Source organism: Amycolatopsis sp. NBRC 101858 (assembly GCF_030269325.1).
Classification (GTDB): Bacteria; Actinomycetota; Actinomycetes; order Mycobacteriales; family Pseudonocardiaceae; genus Amycolatopsis; species Amycolatopsis ponsaeliensis.
The window spans coordinates 495,269-511,439 of record NZ_BSTD01000008.1; the positions used below are offsets into that span (position 1 = coordinate 495,269).

18 protein-coding genes are annotated in these 16,171 nt (G+C 71.9%); 17 read left to right on the top strand and 1 reads right to left on the bottom strand.

Annotation, left to right across the window (positions count from 1 at the left end):
• Nucleotides 1–132 precede the first annotated feature (132 nt).
• The 17 genes from ffh to QSK39_RS49535 all read left to right on the top strand — a co-directional run bounded on the left by ffh (nt 133) and on the right by QSK39_RS49535 (nt 15,036).
• Nucleotides 133–1,668 (top strand): signal recognition particle protein, encoded by a 1,536-nt coding sequence (gene ffh, locus QSK39_RS49455; RefSeq protein WP_285484792.1) that lies wholly within the window; start codon nt 133–135, stop codon nt 1,666–1,668.
• The gene (locus tag QSK39_RS49460; protein WP_285484793.1) at nt 1,665–2,741 is read left to right on the top strand and encodes an amidohydrolase family protein; all 1,077 of its coding nucleotides are present in this window, start codon (nt 1,665–1,667) and stop codon (nt 2,739–2,741) included. The genes ffh and QSK39_RS49460 overlap by 4 nt, the downstream gene beginning before the upstream one ends.
• A 45-nt stretch (nt 2,742–2,786) precedes the next feature.
• Nucleotides 2,787–3,512, top strand: coding sequence for a CPBP family intramembrane glutamic endopeptidase (locus tag QSK39_RS49465; protein ID WP_285484794.1), 726 nt, complete (start codon nt 2,787–2,789; stop codon nt 3,510–3,512).
• Between the two features lie 103 nt (nt 3,513–3,615).
• On the top strand, nt 3,616–4,428 hold the full coding sequence (locus QSK39_RS49470) for a CPBP family intramembrane glutamic endopeptidase (protein WP_285484795.1): 813 nt from the start codon (nt 3,616–3,618) through the stop codon (nt 4,426–4,428).
• 171 nt (nt 4,429–4,599) lie between these two features.
• Entirely contained in the window at nt 4,600–5,043 is a 444-nt protein-coding gene (gene rpsP / locus QSK39_RS49475) for a 30S ribosomal protein S16 (RefSeq protein WP_155545316.1), read from the top strand.
• A complete protein-coding gene (locus QSK39_RS49480) occupies nt 5,040–5,279 on the top strand; it encodes an RNA-binding protein (RefSeq protein WP_003103110.1) in 240 nt (79 codons plus the stop codon). The genes rpsP and QSK39_RS49480 overlap by 4 nt, the downstream gene beginning before the upstream one ends.
• Nucleotides 5,280–5,299: 20 nt before the next feature.
• The gene (gene rimM, locus QSK39_RS49485) at nt 5,300–5,812 is read left to right on the top strand and encodes a ribosome maturation factor RimM (RefSeq protein WP_285484796.1); all 513 of its coding nucleotides are present in this window, start codon (nt 5,300–5,302) and stop codon (nt 5,810–5,812) included.
• 1 nt (nt 5,813) lies between these two features.
• Nucleotides 5,814–6,560: a tRNA (guanosine(37)-N1)-methyltransferase TrmD gene (gene trmD / locus QSK39_RS49490; protein WP_285484797.1), complete on the top strand. Its 747-nt coding sequence runs from the start codon at nt 5,814–5,816 to the stop codon at nt 6,558–6,560.
• A gap of 155 nt (nt 6,561–6,715) precedes the next feature.
• Nucleotides 6,716–7,084, top strand: coding sequence for a 50S ribosomal protein L19 (rplS, locus tag QSK39_RS49495; RefSeq protein WP_155545319.1), 369 nt, complete (start codon nt 6,716–6,718; stop codon nt 7,082–7,084).
• 31 nt (nt 7,085–7,115) lie between these two features.
• Nucleotides 7,116–8,054 (top strand): signal peptidase I, encoded by a 939-nt coding sequence (gene lepB, locus QSK39_RS49500; protein ID WP_285484798.1) that lies wholly within the window; start codon nt 7,116–7,118, stop codon nt 8,052–8,054.
• Between the two features lie 91 nt (nt 8,055–8,145).
• Nucleotides 8,146–8,988 (top strand): ribonuclease HII, encoded by an 843-nt coding sequence (locus QSK39_RS49505; protein WP_285484977.1) that lies wholly within the window; start codon nt 8,146–8,148, stop codon nt 8,986–8,988.
• Nucleotides 8,985–9,308, top strand: coding sequence for a DUF2469 domain-containing protein (locus QSK39_RS49510; RefSeq protein ID WP_003096226.1), 324 nt, complete (start codon nt 8,985–8,987; stop codon nt 9,306–9,308). The genes QSK39_RS49505 and QSK39_RS49510 overlap by 4 nt, the downstream gene beginning before the upstream one ends.
• 262 nt (nt 9,309–9,570) lie before the next feature.
• Nucleotides 9,571–9,948 carry a YraN family protein gene (locus tag QSK39_RS49515; RefSeq protein ID WP_285484799.1) on the top strand — a complete coding sequence of 126 codons (378 nt, stop codon included), beginning with the start codon at nt 9,571–9,573 and terminating at the stop codon, nt 9,946–9,948.
• Complete coding sequence (locus tag QSK39_RS49520; RefSeq protein ID WP_285484800.1) at nt 9,948–11,459, top strand: YifB family Mg chelatase-like AAA ATPase; 1,512 nt, start codon at nt 9,948–9,950, stop codon at nt 11,457–11,459. Before QSK39_RS49515 ends, QSK39_RS49520 begins: the two co-directional genes overlap by 1 nt.
• Nucleotides 11,460–11,851: 392 nt before the next feature.
• Entirely contained in the window at nt 11,852–12,991 is a 1,140-nt protein-coding gene (gene dprA, locus QSK39_RS49525; protein ID WP_285484801.1) for a DNA-processing protein DprA, read from the top strand.
• A gap of 103 nt (nt 12,992–13,094) precedes the next feature.
• A complete protein-coding gene (locus tag QSK39_RS49530) occupies nt 13,095–14,078 on the top strand; it encodes a tyrosine recombinase XerC (RefSeq protein ID WP_285484802.1) in 984 nt (327 codons plus the stop codon).
• Between the two features lie 109 nt (nt 14,079–14,187).
• The gene (locus QSK39_RS49535) at nt 14,188–15,036 is read left to right on the top strand and encodes a FliA/WhiG family RNA polymerase sigma factor (protein WP_285484803.1); all 849 of its coding nucleotides are present in this window, start codon (nt 14,188–14,190) and stop codon (nt 15,034–15,036) included.
• On the opposite strand, the gene QSK39_RS49540 is transcribed toward QSK39_RS49535, so the two are convergent.
• Complete coding sequence (locus QSK39_RS49540; RefSeq protein WP_502873381.1) at nt 15,037–15,426, bottom strand: M23 family metallopeptidase; 390 nt, start codon at nt 15,424–15,426, stop codon at nt 15,037–15,039.
• Nucleotides 15,427–16,171: the final 745 nt, after the last annotated feature.

Genomic DNA, 16,171 nt, shown 5'->3' on the forward strand with positions numbered 1-16,171 from the left:
GTACGTCTATGTGTACTGATCGCGTGCGCGACCTTCGCGTACCCGTGAGGCGGGGGAGCCGGAGCGACTACCCTCGGGAGGGCCGGCCTCGTCCGGCGCGCCACTCTCGACCCAGCTGGAGCGTGCACACCCGTGTTCGACACCCTCTCCGATCGGCTCACCGCCGCCCTGCAGACGCTCACGCGCAAGGGCAGGCTGTCCGACGCCGACATCGACGCCACCGCGCGCGAGATCCGCATCGCGCTGCTGGAGGCCGACGTCGCCCTCGGCGTGGTCAAGACCTTCATCGCGAGGATCAAGGACCGGGCGAAGGGTGCCGAGGTCTCCCAGGCGCTCAACCCCGCGCAGCAGGTCGTCAAGATCGTCAACGAGGAGCTCGTCGGCATCCTCGGCGGCGAGACGCGCCGGCTGAACCTGGCGAAGAACCCGCCGACGGTGATCATGCTCGCCGGCCTCCAGGGCGCCGGTAAGACGACGCTCGCCGGCAAGCTCGCGCTGTGGCTGAAGAAGCAGGGCCACGCGCCGATGCTGGTCGCCTGCGACCTCCAGCGCCCGAACGCCGTCACGCAGCTGCAGGTCGTCGGCGAGCGCGCCGGCGTCGTCACCTTCGCGCCCGAGCCGGGCAACGGCGTCGGCGACCCGGTCGACGTAGCCCGCCGCGCCATCGCCGAGGCGAAGCACGCGCAGCACGACGTCGTCGTGGTCGACACCGCCGGCCGCTTGGGCGTCGACGAAGAGCTGATGAAGCAGGCCGCGGACATCCGCGACGCCGTGCAGCCGGACGAGACCCTGTTCGTCGTCGACGCGATGATCGGCCAGGACGCCGTGACCACGGCCGAGGCGTTCCGCGACGGCGTCGGCTTCACCGGCGTCGTGCTCACGAAGCTCGACGGCGACGCCCGCGGTGGTGCCGCGCTCTCCGTCCGCGAGGTCACCGGCCAGCCGATCCTCTTCGCCTCCAACGGCGAAAAGCTCGAGGACTTCGACACCTTCCACCCGGACCGGATGGCGTCGCGGATCCTCGGCATGGGTGACGTCCTGACCCTGATCGAGCAGGCCGAGCAGGCCTTCGACCAGGACCAGGCCGAGCAGGCCGCGGCGAAGCTGTCGAGCGGCCAGCTCACCCTCGAAGACTTCCTGGAGCAGATGCTCGCAGTCCGCAAGATGGGCCCGATCGGCAACCTGCTCGGCATGCTCCCGGGCGCCGGCCAGATGAAGGACCAGCTGGCCCAGGTCGACGACAAGCACCTGGACAAGCTGCAGGCGATCATCCGCGGCATGACGCCCGCCGAGCGCGACAACCCGAAGATGATCAACGGGTCGCGCCGGCTGCGCATCGCCAACGGCTCCGGCGTCTCGGTGCGCGAGGTCAACGACCTGGTCAACCGGTTCTTCGAGGCCCGCAAGATGATGGCCCAGATGGCCGGCCGGTTCGGCTTCGGCGGCGGGGGCGGCTCCAAGACGCGCAAGGGCAAGAAGGGCAAGAAGGGCCGCGGCCCGACGCAGCCCAAGGTCCGCGGCGGCTTCCCCGGCGGCATGCCGATGCTGCCCCCGGGCGGTCAGATGCCGGGCGGCATGCCCGACCTCTCGCAGCTCGGCGGGATGAACGACGTCCCGGGCTTCGACCCGTCGAAGTTCAAGCTGCCGAAGAACCCCAAGGACAATTGAGCACCGCGCTCCACGCCGCCGGGGTGATCCTGCCCGGCGGCGAGTCCCGGGACCTCTGGATCACCGGCGGCCGGATCTCGTTCGAGCCGGTGCCGGACGCCGAGACGCTCGGCCGGGGCGTGTTCCTCGTGCCCGGCCTCGTCGACGCGCACTGCCACCCCGGCATCGGCGTCGGCGGGCCCGTGTCGCTGGAAGAGGCGACCGAGCAGGCGCTGACCGACCGGGCCGCCGGCACGCTACTGATCCGCGACTGCGGCCTGCCGATCGACGTCCGGCCCCTGCAGCAGCGGGCCGACCTGCCGACGATCATCCGCGCCGGGCAGCACCTGGCGCTGACCAAGCGCTACATCCCGGGCCTGGGCATCGAGCTCGACGACCCCTCGCAGCTGCCGGCCGCCGTCGCCGAGCAGGCCCGCGACGGCGACGGCTGGGTCAAGCTGGTCGGCGACTGGATCGACCGCGGCGTCGGCGACCTGGCGCCGCTGTGGCCGGACGACGTCCTGGCCGAAGCCGTCAAGGTCGCGCACGACCACGGCGCCCGCGTCACCGCGCACGTGTTCGGCGAAGCCGCGCTGCCGGGGCTGATCGCGGCCGGCATCGACTGCCTCGAACACGGCACCGGCCTGAGCGCCGGCCAGCTCGCCGAGCTGGCCCGCAACGACGTCGCACTGGTGCCGACCCTGATCAACATCGAGAACTTCCCGGGCATCGCGGACAAAGCAGGCAAGTACCCGGCGTACGCGGCGCACATGCGGGCACTGCACGCCGGTGTCGGCGAGATGGTCGCGACAGCCGTCGAAGCGGGCGTACGCGTCTTCGCGGGCAGCGACGCCGGGGGCATGGTCGAGCACGGCCGGCTCGTCGACGAGATCGAGGCGCTGCACCGCGCGGGCATGACCCGCGAGGCGGCCCTGGCGAGCGCGTCCTGGGCCGCCCGCGACTGGCTCGGCCACCCCGGCATCGCCGACGGCGCACCCGCCGACCTGCTCGTCTACGCGAGCGACCCGCGCGAGGACCTGGGCGTCCTGCGGCACCCTTCGCACATCGTGCTCGGCGGAGTGGTGTACGCGTAGACCCCCGCCGTTTCCTTGCGGGGTCGGCACTTTAGCGTTGGGGCCGTGACGGACGACGACGGCGCACGGCGCGTGCTGGGGGCGCACTGGTGTTTCGTGGCGTTCTTCGCGGGGATCGCCGGCTACTACCTGATCAACCTCGTCATCGCCGCCGCGGTCAACCGCAACGTCGGCGAGTTCGACCCCCTCGAGCTGCACGACATCGGCCCGCTGCTGCTCCTGGCGTTCGTGCCCAACCTGCTGCTCGGCCTCGGCCCGGCGGTGGGCTCGTGGCACTGGGGAGAGGGCCTGCGCACCGACTTCGGGCTCAAGCCGACCTGGCGCGACGTCCGGATCGGCCTCGCCTGCGGCGCGCTCGCGCTGGTCGTCGGCTACGGCCTCAACCTGGTGCTGATCGCCGTCTACGGCGCCGACGACGTCTCCGACAGCCCGCTGAGCGACCTCGCCGACACCTTCGACGGCGACACCGTCTGGCTGGTGCTCGCCGCGGTGATCGTCATCGCCGGCGCGCCGATCACGGAGGAACTGCTGGTCCGCGGCACGTTGTGGAAGGCACTGCAGTTCCACCGGGTCCCGCCGTGGGTGGTGCTCATCCTGACGTCGCTCGTGTTCGCCCAGCTGCACGGCGAGCCGACCCGCACGATCGCCCTCTTCGGCCAGGGCATCGCGATCGGGCTGGCCCGGCACCTCTCCGGCCGGGTGAGCGCCGGGGTGATCGCCCACGCGGCCAACAACCTGCCGCCGGCGGTCCTGCTGTTCGTCGCGCACTGAGCGTGTTGCGCAGATTGATGGACAGTAGTCGGACGGATACTGTGTGATCACTCTCCGGCGGCTAGGCTCGGGACCAGGAGCCGACGATCGCGGAGGGCAACGCGTGACCACTTCCCAGCCCCGGGACCCGGCTCCCGACGCGGCATCGTTCCCCGACCCCGACGAGCCCGCGGTACCCGACGCGACCGCGTTCCTGCCGCCCGCGCGCCGGCACCGGTGGGGCTTCGGGGCGTTCCTGCTGGTCGAAGCCGTGTTGCTGTCCTCGGCGGCGTTCGTGTCCGTGCTCGTCGGCGACACCGGTCCCGGCCCGCTGCCGATCCGGGTCGTGCTGCTGGGCACCATGCTGCCGACGATGATCGCGGCCGGCGTCGCCGTGCTGATCACGTACGTGCGCGGCAACGGACCCGTCGCCGACCTGCGGCTGGAGTGGCGCTGGGCCGACGTGAAGACGGGGTTCCGCTTCGGCTGCGTCGGGCTCGTCTTCACCACCCTCGGCGCCTACCTCTGGACACAGCTGGTCGGCAACGCCAACGCGACGTCGGCGATCAGCGCGCTGGTGGAGGACCGGAAGATGTCCGTCTCGGCGGCCGTCGTGATGTTCGTCTACCTGTGGCTGCTCGGCCCGATCTGCGAAGAGATCATCTACCGCGGCCTGCTCTGGGGCGCCGCCGAACAGCTGCAGTGGCGCAGCGAGCGCTGGGCGGGCGCGGCGGCGTTCCTGTTGTCCACGGCGGTGTTCGCGGCGAGCCACCTCGAGCCGCTGCGCACGACGTTGCTGCTGGTCATCGCGGTGCCGATCGGCCTGGCCCGGCTGGTCACCGGACGGCTGCCGGGCAGTATCGTCGCGCACCAGGTGAACAACTTCCTGCCGGCGCTCACCATCCTGCTCGGGGCGCTCGGGGTGGCCTCTTTCTGAGCCTCTTTCCCGGTGCGCGGGGGCCGTCTGGCAGAATGGCACACTGCCTGCTTCCGCCGGACCCTCTCACCGTGCGAAAGCTCCTGACCTTCGGGTGCCCGCGACCGTGTCCCCACTCGGCCCGCGTGCGCCCAGCCCAGCACCAGAGAGATTCGAGGAGAACCCACACCCGTGGCCGTCAAGATCAAGCTGCAGCGCCTCGGCAAGATCCGTGCGCCGTACTACCGCATCATCGTCGCCGACGCGCGCACCCGCCGGGACGGCAAGGCCATCGAGACGATCGGCAAGTACCACCCGAAGGAAGAGCCGAGCCTCATCGAGGTCGTCTCCGAGCGCGCCCAGTACTGGCTGGGTGTCGGCGCGCAGCCGACCGAGCCGGTCCAGCGCCTGCTCGAGATCACCGGTGACTGGCAGAAGTTCAAGGGCCTGCCGGGCGCCGAGGGCACCCTGAAGGTGGCCGAGCCGAAGCCGTCCAAGCAGGACCTGTTCAACGCGGCCCTGGCCGCCGCCGGCGAGGAGCCCTCCACCGAGGCCACCACGCCGAAGAAGAAGTCCGCCCCCAAGAAGGCCGAGGCCGAGAAGGCCGAAGCCACCGAGGGTGAGAAGGCCGAGTGAGCTTTCTGGCTGACTCCCTCGAGCACCTGGTGCGCGGGATCGTCGACAACCCGGACGAGGTCCGGGTCGAGCTGCTGACCACGCGCCGTGGCCGGACGCTCGAGGTGCACGTGCACCCCGACGACCTCGGCAAGGTGATCGGCCGGGGTGGTCGCACGGCGACCGCCCTGCGCACCGTCATGGGCGGCATCGGTGGCCGCGGCGTCCGCGTGGACGTCGTCGACACCGACCGCTGAAGCCTGTCTCGGAAACGGTCATGGACGTCGTAGTCGGTCGCATCGCCAAAGCGCACGGAATCCGCGGGGAGCTCGCGGTGGACGTGCGCACGGACTCGCCGGACCAGCGGTTCCGGATCGGTGCGGCCGTGACGACCAAGCTGCGTGACGGCAGCAAAAGGGAACTCACCATCGCAGCCGCCCGCGAACACAGCGGGCGGCTGCTGGTGCGTTTCGAGGAGGTCCTGACCCGCGACGTCGCCGAGACGCTGCGGGGCGCCCTCCTGCTCGCCGACACCGAAACGCTGCCGCCGACCGGCGACCCCGACGAGTTCTACGACCACGAGCTGGCCGGCCTGCGGGCCGAGCTGGCCGACGGCACGGTCCTCGGCAAGGTCGTCGAGATCGTCCACTCGCCCGCGGGCGAGCTGCTGGAACTCGACGTCGAGGGCCGCGAGGTGCTGGTGCCCTTCGTCCGCGCGATCGTCCCCACGGTGGACATCGCGGGCGGCCGGGTCGTGCTCGATCCCCCGGAAGGGCTCCTGGACGCCTGAGATGCGCATCGACGTCGTCACGATCTTCCCCGAATACCTCGACCCGCTGCGCGCCGCGCTGCTGGGCCGGGCGATCGACCGCGGCCTGATCGAGGTCGGCGTGCACGACCTGCGCGACTGGACCCACGACGTGCACCGCGCGGTCGACGACGCGCCGTACGGCGGCGGGCCCGGCATGGTCATGAAGCCGCAGATCTGGGGCCCGGCGCTGGACGACGTCTGCCGCCCGGAGACCCGGCTCGTCGTGCCGACGCCGGCCGGGCGGCCGTTCACCCAGGAGCTGGCCCACGCCTACGCCGCGGAAAAGCACCTGGTCTTCGCCTGCGGGCGGTACGAGGGCATCGACCAGCGCGTCGTCGACGACGCCGCCCGCCGGATGCCGGTCGACGAGGTGTCGATCGGCGACTACGTCCTGGTCGGCGGCGAGGCGGCGGTGCTCGTCATGGTCGAGGCCGTCGTCCGGCTGCTGCCCGGCGTGCTCGGCAACGCCCGCTCGGCCGAGGAGGACTCGTTCTCCGACGGCCTCCTCGAAGGGCCCAGCTACACGCGCCCCGAGGTGTGGCGGGAGCTGTCCGTGCCCGACGTGCTGCGGTCCGGGAACCACGCCCTGATCGACCGCTGGCGGCGCGACCAGGCCCTGGAGCGCACCGCCCACCGCCGCCCGGATCTTCTGGCGCGGCTGCCGGAAGGCAGCCTCGACAAGCACGATCGCGGGGTCCTGGAGGGCTTGGAGCCCGAGCAGCCCTAGGGGCGGTTCTCCCGCCGGAAGCCCGGTCTGTAAACTTGACCGGTGGCGCGGCCACGAATCAAGCCCGCCATTTGTCCCCCTGGGTCGCCCGCAGCGGCACCGCTGCGCGCCCGGGACGTGTACGCAAGCCATACGAAGACGAGGACGGACCACCGATGAACACCCTGGACGCGCTGGACAAGCAGTCACTGCGTTCCGACATCCCGGCCTTCCGCCCGGGCGACACGCTCAAGGTGCACGTCCGCGTCATCGAGGGCAACCGTGAGCGCAACCAGGTCTTCCAGGGCGTCGTGATCCGCCGTCAGGGCGGTGGCATCCGGGAGACCTTCACCGTTCGCAAGGTCTCCTTCGGCGTCGGCGTGGAGCGCACCTTCCCGGTGCACTCGCCGAACGTGGCCGAGGTCGAGGTCCACAAGCGCGGTGACGTGCGGCGCGCGAAGCTGTACTACCTGCGCGACCTGCGCGGCAAGAAGGCCAAGATCAAGGAGCGCCGCGAGAACCGCGAGACGGCTTCGGCTAACTGAGTCACAACCCGGTTACCGGTAGCCTGACGACGTGGCCGAACCCGTGTCCCAGAACGCTCCTGAGGATGACCCCGATCGCTCCGAGGAGGACCAGCCGAGGCGGTCCCGCTCCGAGGAGCGTGGGGGATCCCGGCGGCGGCGTGCCAAACCCGCCAAGAAACGGTCGTTCTGGAAGGAACTGCCGATCCTGCTCGTGATCGCCCTGGTGCTCACGATCCTGATCCAGACGTTCCTCGCGAAGGTCTTCATGATCCCCTCGGGATCGATGGAGGCCACCCTGCACGGCTGCCCCGGGTGCACCGGAGACCGGATCCTCGTCGACCGGGTCACCTACGACTTCACCGAGCCCTCGCCGGGTGACGTGATCGTGTTCAAGGGTCCGCCGGCGTGGGTCAACAACGAGATCCCGCCGCAGGAGTCGAGCAACATCGTCGTCCGCGGGCTGCGTGGTCTCGGCTCGCTGGTCGGGTTCGCCCCGCCGGACGAGCGCGACTTCGTCAAGCGCGTGATCGCGGTCGGCGGCCAGACCGTCCAGTGCTGCGACACGGAGGGCCGGGTCGTCGTGGACGGCAAGGGGCTCGACGAGCCGTACGTCCACTGGGAAGACCCGTCCAACCAGAACGAGCGCGCTTTCGAGCCGGTCAAGGTCCCGGCCGGGACCGTCTGGGTCATGGGCGACAACCGCAACAACTCCGACGACTCCCGGTTCCAGGGCGGCGGCGGCGTGAACGGCGCGGTGCCCGTGGACAACATCATCGGCAAGGCGCGGATCATCGTCCTGCCGCCGGGCCGGTGGGGCGGGATCACCGACCACAACCCGCAAGAAGGCGCCCAGCCGGTGGCGCTCGGCGCGCCGGCGTGGCAGAGCGGGATCCCGCTCGGTGCCGGTATCGCGGCGGCCTGGCCGGCGCTCTTCGTCGGGCGCAAGCTCAAGTCCGGACTGCGCCGGGCGGCCGGGCGGAAACGCTAGCCACCCCGATCCGTGCCGGCAGACGGGTGATCCAGCCTTGACTCTTCCCGTTCCCCTCGCCGCGGCCGAGCCGATCCGGCCGCCGCGGGCCGTGGTGCGCGGCGACCTCTTCTGGGGTCTGCAGGGCGCGCTCGACCGCCGTGGCCTCGGCCCGGTCGCCGGTGTGGACGAAGCCGGCGCCGGAGCGTGCGCGGGGCCGCTGGTGGTCGCGGCCTGCGTGCTCAAGCAGGGCGACGCGGCGAAGCTCACCGAGCTGACGGACTCCAAGCTGATGACGGCCAAGGCGCGCGACCGGGTCTACGACCTGGTCCTCGCCCGAGCCGTCGACTACTCCGTGATCGTCATCCCGACCGCGGAGGTCGACCGCTACGGCATCCGGGTGATGAACCTCGAGGGCATGCGGCGCGCCGCGGCGGCGCTGCGCGTGTCCCCGGGCTACATCCTCACCGACGGCTTCCGGGTGCCGGGCCTGACGGCCCCGAACGCGGCGGTGATCAAGGGCGACCGTTCGGTGGCGTGCATCGCGGCCGCGTCGGTGCTGGCGAAGGTGACGCGCGACCGCATCATGGCGGGTCACCACGACGACTTCCCGCACTACGGTTTCGACGTGCACAAGGGTTACAGCACGTCAGAGCACTTGGCGGCGCTGCGCGAACACGGTCCCAGCGACGTCCACCGGTGGTCGTACACGAACGTCGCGACGGTGGCCATCAAGCACGGCGTGCGCCCCGCGCGGCCGGTCCTGCTGACCTACGCGGCACTGGAAAAGGCCATGGACGCCGGAGCCGGGGCGGAGCTCGCCGCGGTGCTCGACGAGGCCCTCGAGCCACAACTCAGCCTGCCGCTGCATGCCCCGGCAGCGGGTGTGGGTCACAATGAACGCTCCGCCGGCGGAGCAGCAGCACGATCCCGAGGAGGGGCGCGGATTTCATGAGCGCAGAGGATCTCGAGAAGTACGAGACCGAGATGGAGCTCTCGCTGTACCGCGAGTACCGCGACATAGTCGGCCAGTTCTCGTACGTGGTGGAGACCGAGCGGCGGTTCTACCTGGCGAACGCGGTCGACGTCCAGGTCCGCGACGGTGGCGGCGAGGTGTACTTCGAGGTCCGCATGTCCGACGCGTGGGTCTGGGACATGTACCGCCCGGCCCGCTTCGTCAAGCACGTCCGCGTCATCACGTTCAAGGACGTCAACGTCGAGGAGCTCGACAAGCCGGACCTCCGGCTGCCCGAAGACGGCCCGTTCTCGGGCTGATCCGGTCTTCCACCGCGCCGGTTCGTCTTGGACGAGCCGGCGCGGTGCTTTTGCGTGATCTTTTCGGGCCGTAGCACAACGGGCCGACGGTTCGGCGCTTTCTTCGTGTTCGGTGGACCGAGTTGTCCACATACCCCCGGTTGTCCACAGAGCGGCGATTTCGGCCTGGTTTCGCCGCGTCGTGCGCTGGCATCGTCGAACGCACACGCACCGTGATCGCTGGGATCGCCCCGGTGACCAGCGTGTCGACGAGGGGGCGAAGATGACGGGCACCGACCAGCTCGCAAGACACCGCCGCGACCTGGGTGCGTGGGGCGAAGACCTCGCCGCCCGGCACCTGCAGGACCGCGGCCTCGTCCTGCTCGGCCGCAACTGGCGCTGCCGCGAAGGCGAGATCGACCTCATCTTCACCGACCGCACCCGCGTGGTCTTCTGCGAGGTCAAGACCCGCACCGGCACCGAGTTCGGCCTGCCGTCGGAGACGGTCTCGGAGGAGAAGGCGGGCCGGGTGCGCCGAGCGGGTCAACGCTGGCTGCGCGAGTTCCGCATCGGCTGGTGCCCGGTCCGCTACGACGTCGTGACGATCCTCGCCGAGCCGGGAACCCGCCCCCGCGTCCAGCACATCGAGGCGGCGTTCTGATGCCTATCGCCAAAGCGTGGAGTGTCGCTTTGCTCGGCATCGACGGCCGTGTCATCGAGATCGAGGCCGACCTCGGCGGTGGGCTGAGCCGCGTCACCCTGGTCGGCCTCCCCGACGCGGGGCTGCGCGAAGCCAAGGACCGCGTCCGCTCGGCCGTCCGCAACTCGGGCCAGTCCTGGCCGGACGGCAAGGTGACGCTCGGCTTGTCCCCGGCGAACCTCCCGAAGGTCGGCTCGGCGTACGACCTCGGCATCGCGGCCGCGGTGCTCGCGGCGACGGGATCGGTCCCGGCGACGCGGCTGCTCGGCACGGTGCTGCTGGGCGAGCTGGCGCTCGACGGCCGCGTCCGCCCGGTCCGCGGCATCCTCCCGGGTCTGCTGGCCGCCCGCGCGGCCGGCTACGAACGAGCCGTCGTCCCGGCGGAGTCGCTGGTCGAGGCGGGGCTGGTGGACGGCATCGACGTCGCGGGCGCGGCTCACCTGCGCGATCTGGTGGCGTGGCTGAAGAAGGAAGCCGAGCTGGTGCCACCGGAGCCCCAGGTGCCGCCGGCCCCACCGGCGGTGCCGGACCTGGCCGACGTCATCGGCCAGCCTGAGGCGCGCTGGGCGCTGGAGGTCGCGGCGGCGGGCGGGCACCACCTCCTGCTCACCGGCCCACCGGGCGTCGGCAAGACGATGCTCGCGCGCCGCTTGCCCGGTCTGCTGCCGCGCTTGTCGCACGAAGAATCCTTGGAGGTGACGGCGGTGCACTCGGTCGACGGCTCGCTGTCGAAGTCGTCGCCCTTGGTCACAGTGCCGCCGTTCGTGGCCCCGCACCACTCGATCACGGTGGCGGCACTGATCGGCGGCGGCAGCGGCCTGGCCACCCCGGGCGCGATCAGCCGAGCCCACCGCGGCGTCCTGTTCCTCGACGAGGTCTGCGAGTTCGGCGGCCAGCGCCTGGAGTCGCTGCGCACGGTCCTCGAAGAGGGCGAAGTCCGCATCGCCCGGGTCAAGGGCGCGATCACGTACCCGGCGCGGTTCCAGCTGATCCTGGCGACGAACCCGTGCGCGTGCGCACCCCCGAAGGAAGCCGACTGCGTGTGCTCGCCAACGGCCCGCCGCCGCTATCTCGGCCGCCTGTCCGGCCCGCTGCTGGACCGCGTCGACCTCCGCGTCCGCCTACGGCCGTTGAGCGCGATCAACGCCCACGACACCGGAGCAACGGAGCCGTCGGAGGCGGTCCGCACCCGAGTCCTGCAGGCCCGAGACCGCGCAGCCCACCGCTGGCAGGCCCACGGCTGGCGATCGAACTCGGAGGTCCCGGGCCCGGCCCTGCGGCGCGAGTTCACCCTCCCGGCCAACGCAACGCAGTTACTGGACCGGGCAATGGACCGAGGTGCGTTGAGCGGCCGCGGAGCAGACCGCTGCTTACGCATCGCCTGGACCCTGGCCGACCTGGACGGCGAGCAACGCCCAGGCCCAGACCAAGTCGCCTCGGCCCTGGCTTTCCGAGAGCGAGTAGCAGCATGACCCCCGACAACCAGCGCCCCGCACCGCCGGCCCCAGAGAGCGGAACGAGCCCGGACGAGCACCGTCCCGCGCACCGACCGGCTCCGGGCAGCGCCACCGGCTCGGGTGAGCAGCGTCCTGCGCACCCACTGGCCGCAGGCAGGGATGCGAGTCCGGATGAGCAGCGTGAGTCGCGGCCGGAGGCTGCGGGCAGCAGCACGAGCCCGGACGAATTGCGTCCGGCGCACCCACTGACTGCGGGTGGCAACACCGGCCCGGATGAGCAGCGCTCGGCGCCCTCGCTGGCTCCGGGCAGCGGTGCAGGCCCGGAAGTGCAGGGTAAGGAGCAGCCAGCTGCGGCAGGCGGCGGCACGAGCCCTGGCGAGCGGCGAGCGGTGCCCCCAGCCGAACGCGTGAGCCCCGACGAGTTGCGTCGAGCCCGTGCCTACCTCCTGCGAGTCGCCGAACCCCCTGCCCCCGCACTGGTCGCCTTCGTGGCCCGACACGGTCCGGTCGACGCAGCCGTCCGGGTCCGCCGGGGCGACTGCCCGCCCGAGGTGCTCAAGGCGACCGAAGCGCGCCGCGGGTACGACCTCGTCGACCAGGACTTCTCGCGCGCCGCCGTCGCTGGTGCTCGGCTGGTTGTTCCCGAGGACGACGAGTGGCCCGCCTGGCCGCTGCTCGCCCTCGATCTCGCGGCTCAGCGCGGCGTTTCCGAAGCCGTGCCTCCGCTCGCGCTCTGGGTTTCCGGCGACGTCGCGCTCGGCACCGCTGCCGATCGGGCCGTCGCCGTGGTCGGGGCTCGGGCGGCCACCGAGTACGGCGAACACCACGCGGCCGAACTCTCGTACGGCCTCGCCGCCCGGGGCGTTCCGGTGTTCTCGGGCGCTGCCTACGGCATCGACGGCGCCGCCCACCGCGGTGCGCTCGCCGCCGAAGGGGTCACCGTTGCGGTGCTCGGCTGCGCCGTCGATGCGGGCTATCCGGCGGGGCACGTCGGGCTGCTGAACCGGATCGTCCGCAACGGTGGCGCGGTCGTCAGCGAATACCCGCCCGGCACGCCGCCGGCCCGGCACCGCTTCCTCGTCCGCAACCGGCTCATCGCCGCCCTCACCGAGGGCACCCTGGTCGTCGAGGCCGGGCGTCGAAGCGGTGCGCGCAACACCGCGAGCACCGCCGGCGCCCTCGGGAAGGTGGTGATGGCGGTGCCGGGCCCCGTCTCGTCCGGGATGTCCGTCGGCTGCCACGAACTGATCCGCGACTCGCGGGCGACGCTCGTCTCGACCGTCGACGAGGTCCTCGAGACCGTGGGCCGCTTCGGCATCGCCGAGGACCAGGCCGCCCGGCCGAAACGCCCCACCGACCGGCTGGGCCCCGACGCGCTGCGGACGTACGAAGCCTTGGCCGCGCGCACCGACCGGTCGGACATCGAAATCGCGGCCGAATCCGGGCTCCCGCTGCGGAAAGTGCGGGCTCTGCTGCCCGCGCTGGAGATCGACGGATTCGCGGTCCGCGGGGAAGCGGGGTGGCGACGACGGAGGCAAAGCGCGTGAAGACCACGAAATCCCGGCGAAATCGTCGAAAGTGTTCGGCCGGTCCGGTGGGCCCGCGTGGCGATCCTTGACCGATGGCGGTTGTTCGCGCAGCGTGACAGCCATGCCGCCGCCATCACGCTCCGGTCAGGGGCGCCGCCCGGACCTGCGCGCGCTCCGGGCCGCGCTGCCCGAGCCGGTCCGGGCCGCCGTCACCGGCTACGAACGGCACCTCGGGCTGGAGCGGGGGCTGTCCGCGCACACCGTCCGGGCCTACGTCGGCGATGTGGTTTCGCTGCTGGGGTTCGTCGTGGATGGCGGTGGCGGGCTCACCGAGCTGGACCTCGCCCGGCTGCGGGCGTGGCTCGCCGCCCAGCAGGCCGGCGGGGCGAGCCGGACGACGCTCGCGCGGCGCGCGGCCTCGGCGCGGACGTTCACCGCCTGGGCGCACCGCACCGGCGTCCTCGCCACGGACCCCGGTGGGCGGCTCGCCGCGCCGCGGGCGCACCGCACCCTGCCCGGGGTGCTGCGCGCCGGGCAGGCGGGGGAGGTCATGCGGGCGTCGGCGGCCGGCGCGGCGCAACGCGATCCTGTCGCACTGCGTGATCGCGCGATCGTCGAGCTGCTCTACGCGACTGGCATCCGCGTGTCCGAGTTGTGCGGGTTGGACGTCGGCGGGGCCGATTTCTCCCGTCGTGTCGTGACGGTGCTCGGCAAGGGCGGCAAGGAACGCGTCGTGCCGTTCGGCGTCCCGGCGGCGGAAGCGCTGGACGACTGGATCACCGAGGGGCGGCCGAAGATCGTCGCGGAAACCGCCGGTGAGGGCGTCGAGCCCGCGCTTTTCCTCGGAGTGCGGGGGAAACGCCTCGACCCGCGCGCGGTCCGGCGTGTCGTGCACGACGCCGTCACGGCGGTGCCCGGAGCGGCCGACATGGGGCCCCATGGCCTGCGACATTCGGCCGCGACGCATCTGCTGGAGGGGGGTGCCGATCTCAGGAGCGTTCAGGAACTGCTTGGTCACGCTACGCTTGCCACGACGCAGCTCTACACTCATGTGACCGTCGACCGGTTGAAAGCGATCCATGACCGAGCGCACCCCAGGGCCTGAGGCGGCCCGGGGAGCCTCGCCGGGGTCGTCACCAGCGGGCCCGGCGGCGCACGCGCATCCGCACGAGCACGGAGACGACACTGAGCCGCATGCCGAGAACGACTGTGCAATGACCGCAGGCCCGCACGTGACCGACGCCACCGGAGTGACCACTCGCGGTGACGCCGCCGTGCCCGCCGAAGCGCGGGCCGGTTACGACGTCGACGCCGGGATCGCGGCGCTGTGGCGGCAGTTCGCCGACAGCCCCGACCAGGCGTCGCGCGATCGGCTCGTGCTGCACTACGCCCCGCTGGTCAAGTACGTCGCCGGCCGGGTCGGCACCGGCCTGCCGACCCACGTCGACGTGGGCGACCTCGTGCAGTCCGGCATCTTCGGGCTCGTCGACGCGATCGAGAAGTTCGACCCCGAGCGCGGCCTGCGCTTCGAGACGTACGCGATGCAGCGCATCCGCGGCGCGATCCTCGACGACCTCCGTTCGCAGGACTGGGTGCCGCGCGCCGTCCGCAGCAAGGCCAAGGAGGCCGAGCGGGCGATGGAGCGCCTCGGCGCCCGCCTGAACCGCACCCCCACCGACGCGGAGCTCGCCGCCGAGCTCGGCATCGGCCTCGACGACCTGCGCGACTTCTACGGCCAGCTGCAGCTGACCAGCGTCGTCGCGCTGGAGGACCTGGTGGCCGCGGGCAAGGACAGCGGTTCGCTGGTCGACACGTTGCCCGACGACGACGCCGTCGACCCGGTCGCGGTGCTCGTCGACCAGGACAACCGCCGGCAGCTCGCGCAAGCCATCGCGCAGCTGACCGAGCGCGACAAGATCGTGGTCAGCCTCTACTACTTCGAGAGCCTGACGCTCGCCGAGATCGGCAAGGTCCTCGGCGTCACCGAGTCGCGGGTCAGCCAGCTGCACACGCGGGCGGTCATGCGGCTGCGCGCCAAGCTGGTCGAGCAGACCGGCGCCTGATCAGGGACCACCTCCCCACGGCTTGAGCCGGAACTCGCCGACCTCACCGGTCAGGGCGAGGGGATCGACGTACTCGTCGCCCCGCCGCACGCCCCAGTGCAGGCACGCGGCGATCGCGCAGCCGGGATGCCCGGCGAGGACAGTCCCGAGCACCTGCCCCCGGTAGACCTGCTCCCCGACGGCCACCTTGGGCTCGACGGGCTCGTAGGTGGTGCGCAGGCCGCCGTCGTGGTCGACGGAGAGCACGGGCCGCCCGGCCACGAGCCCGGCGAAGACGACCACGCCGGCATCGGCGGCCAGCACCTCCTGCCCGGGCACGGCGGCCAGGTCGACGCCGCGGTGCCCGGGGCCGTAGGGCGTTTCCGGCGCGTCGAAGTACTTGGTAACCACCGGAACGGGTGACAACGGCCAGGACAGCCGCGCCTGCCGCACGGCCGACGGCAGGCCGGCCGTCGCGTGTTCGGCGGGCTCGGATGGGCGAGGATCCGCCGCGCGCGTGGTCGGCCGGAGGGATATCGCCGATTCGGACGATGCTGCAGGCTCGAGGCTCGCCCAACCCGCCGGTGGTGGCCCGAGGCTGCCCGACGATGGCGGCTCGAGATCGGCCGACCATGGTTGCCCGAGATCGCCCGTCTGTGATGGCCCGAGATCGCCCGACCATGGTTGCCCGAGGTCGCCTGACTGTGGTGGCCCGAGGCTGCCCGGCTGTGGCGGTGGCGCCGGTGGTCGGCCAAGGCGTGCCCAGGCCGCAGTCATCCCCAGCCCAGGCTCCGCAATCGCACCTGATCGGGCCGGCCCGCCACCGTCTGCCACGCCCGGCCCAGCTGCCCGCCCACCCGTCGCCGGCGTCGAAGCCCACGCGCCGCCGAGCAGCACGAAAGCGGCCGTGACCAGCGCGATCACGACCAACCCACGGCCCGTCATCCGGTGCCGGAACTCCTTGATCGACTCCATGACTTCAGCCTGCGGCACCGCGGAGCCCGTTGGGGAGCCGATGCCGAATCTGTGGATAACCGGACCCGATGTGGACAACTCCGCCGGTCCGCGGCCGCCGGTGGGGGAGGGGCTGGTGGCAGGGGGTAGAATCTTTTCCGCGGTCCGCGTGAGCGGGCTGACTTCGCGTGCACGTGCGCGA

Bases quoted from the DNA above. Each gene is read 5' to 3' on its own strand.
- QSK39_RS49515 (WP_285484799.1), top strand. From the start codon at position 9,571: ATGACGGGCACCGACCAGCTCGCAAGACACCGCCGCGACCTGGGTGCG.
- QSK39_RS49520 (WP_285484800.1), top strand. From the start codon at position 9,948: ATGCCTATCGCCAAAGCGTGGAGTGTCGCTTTGCTCGGCATCGACGGC.
- QSK39_RS49530 (WP_285484802.1), top strand. From the start codon at position 13,095: ATGCCGCCGCCATCACGCTCCGGTCAGGGGCGCCGCCCGGACCTGCGC.
- rimM (WP_285484796.1), top strand. From the start codon at position 5,300: ATGGACGTCGTAGTCGGTCGCATCGCCAAAGCGCACGGAATCCGCGGG.
- trmD (WP_285484797.1), top strand. From the start codon at position 5,814: ATGCGCATCGACGTCGTCACGATCTTCCCCGAATACCTCGACCCGCTG.
- QSK39_RS49510 (WP_003096226.1), top strand. From the start codon at position 8,985: ATGAGCGCAGAGGATCTCGAGAAGTACGAGACCGAGATGGAGCTCTCG.
- QSK39_RS49535 (WP_285484803.1), top strand. From the start codon at position 14,188: ATGACCGCAGGCCCGCACGTGACCGACGCCACCGGAGTGACCACTCGC.
- rplS (WP_155545319.1), top strand. From the start codon at position 6,716: ATGAACACCCTGGACGCGCTGGACAAGCAGTCACTGCGTTCCGACATC.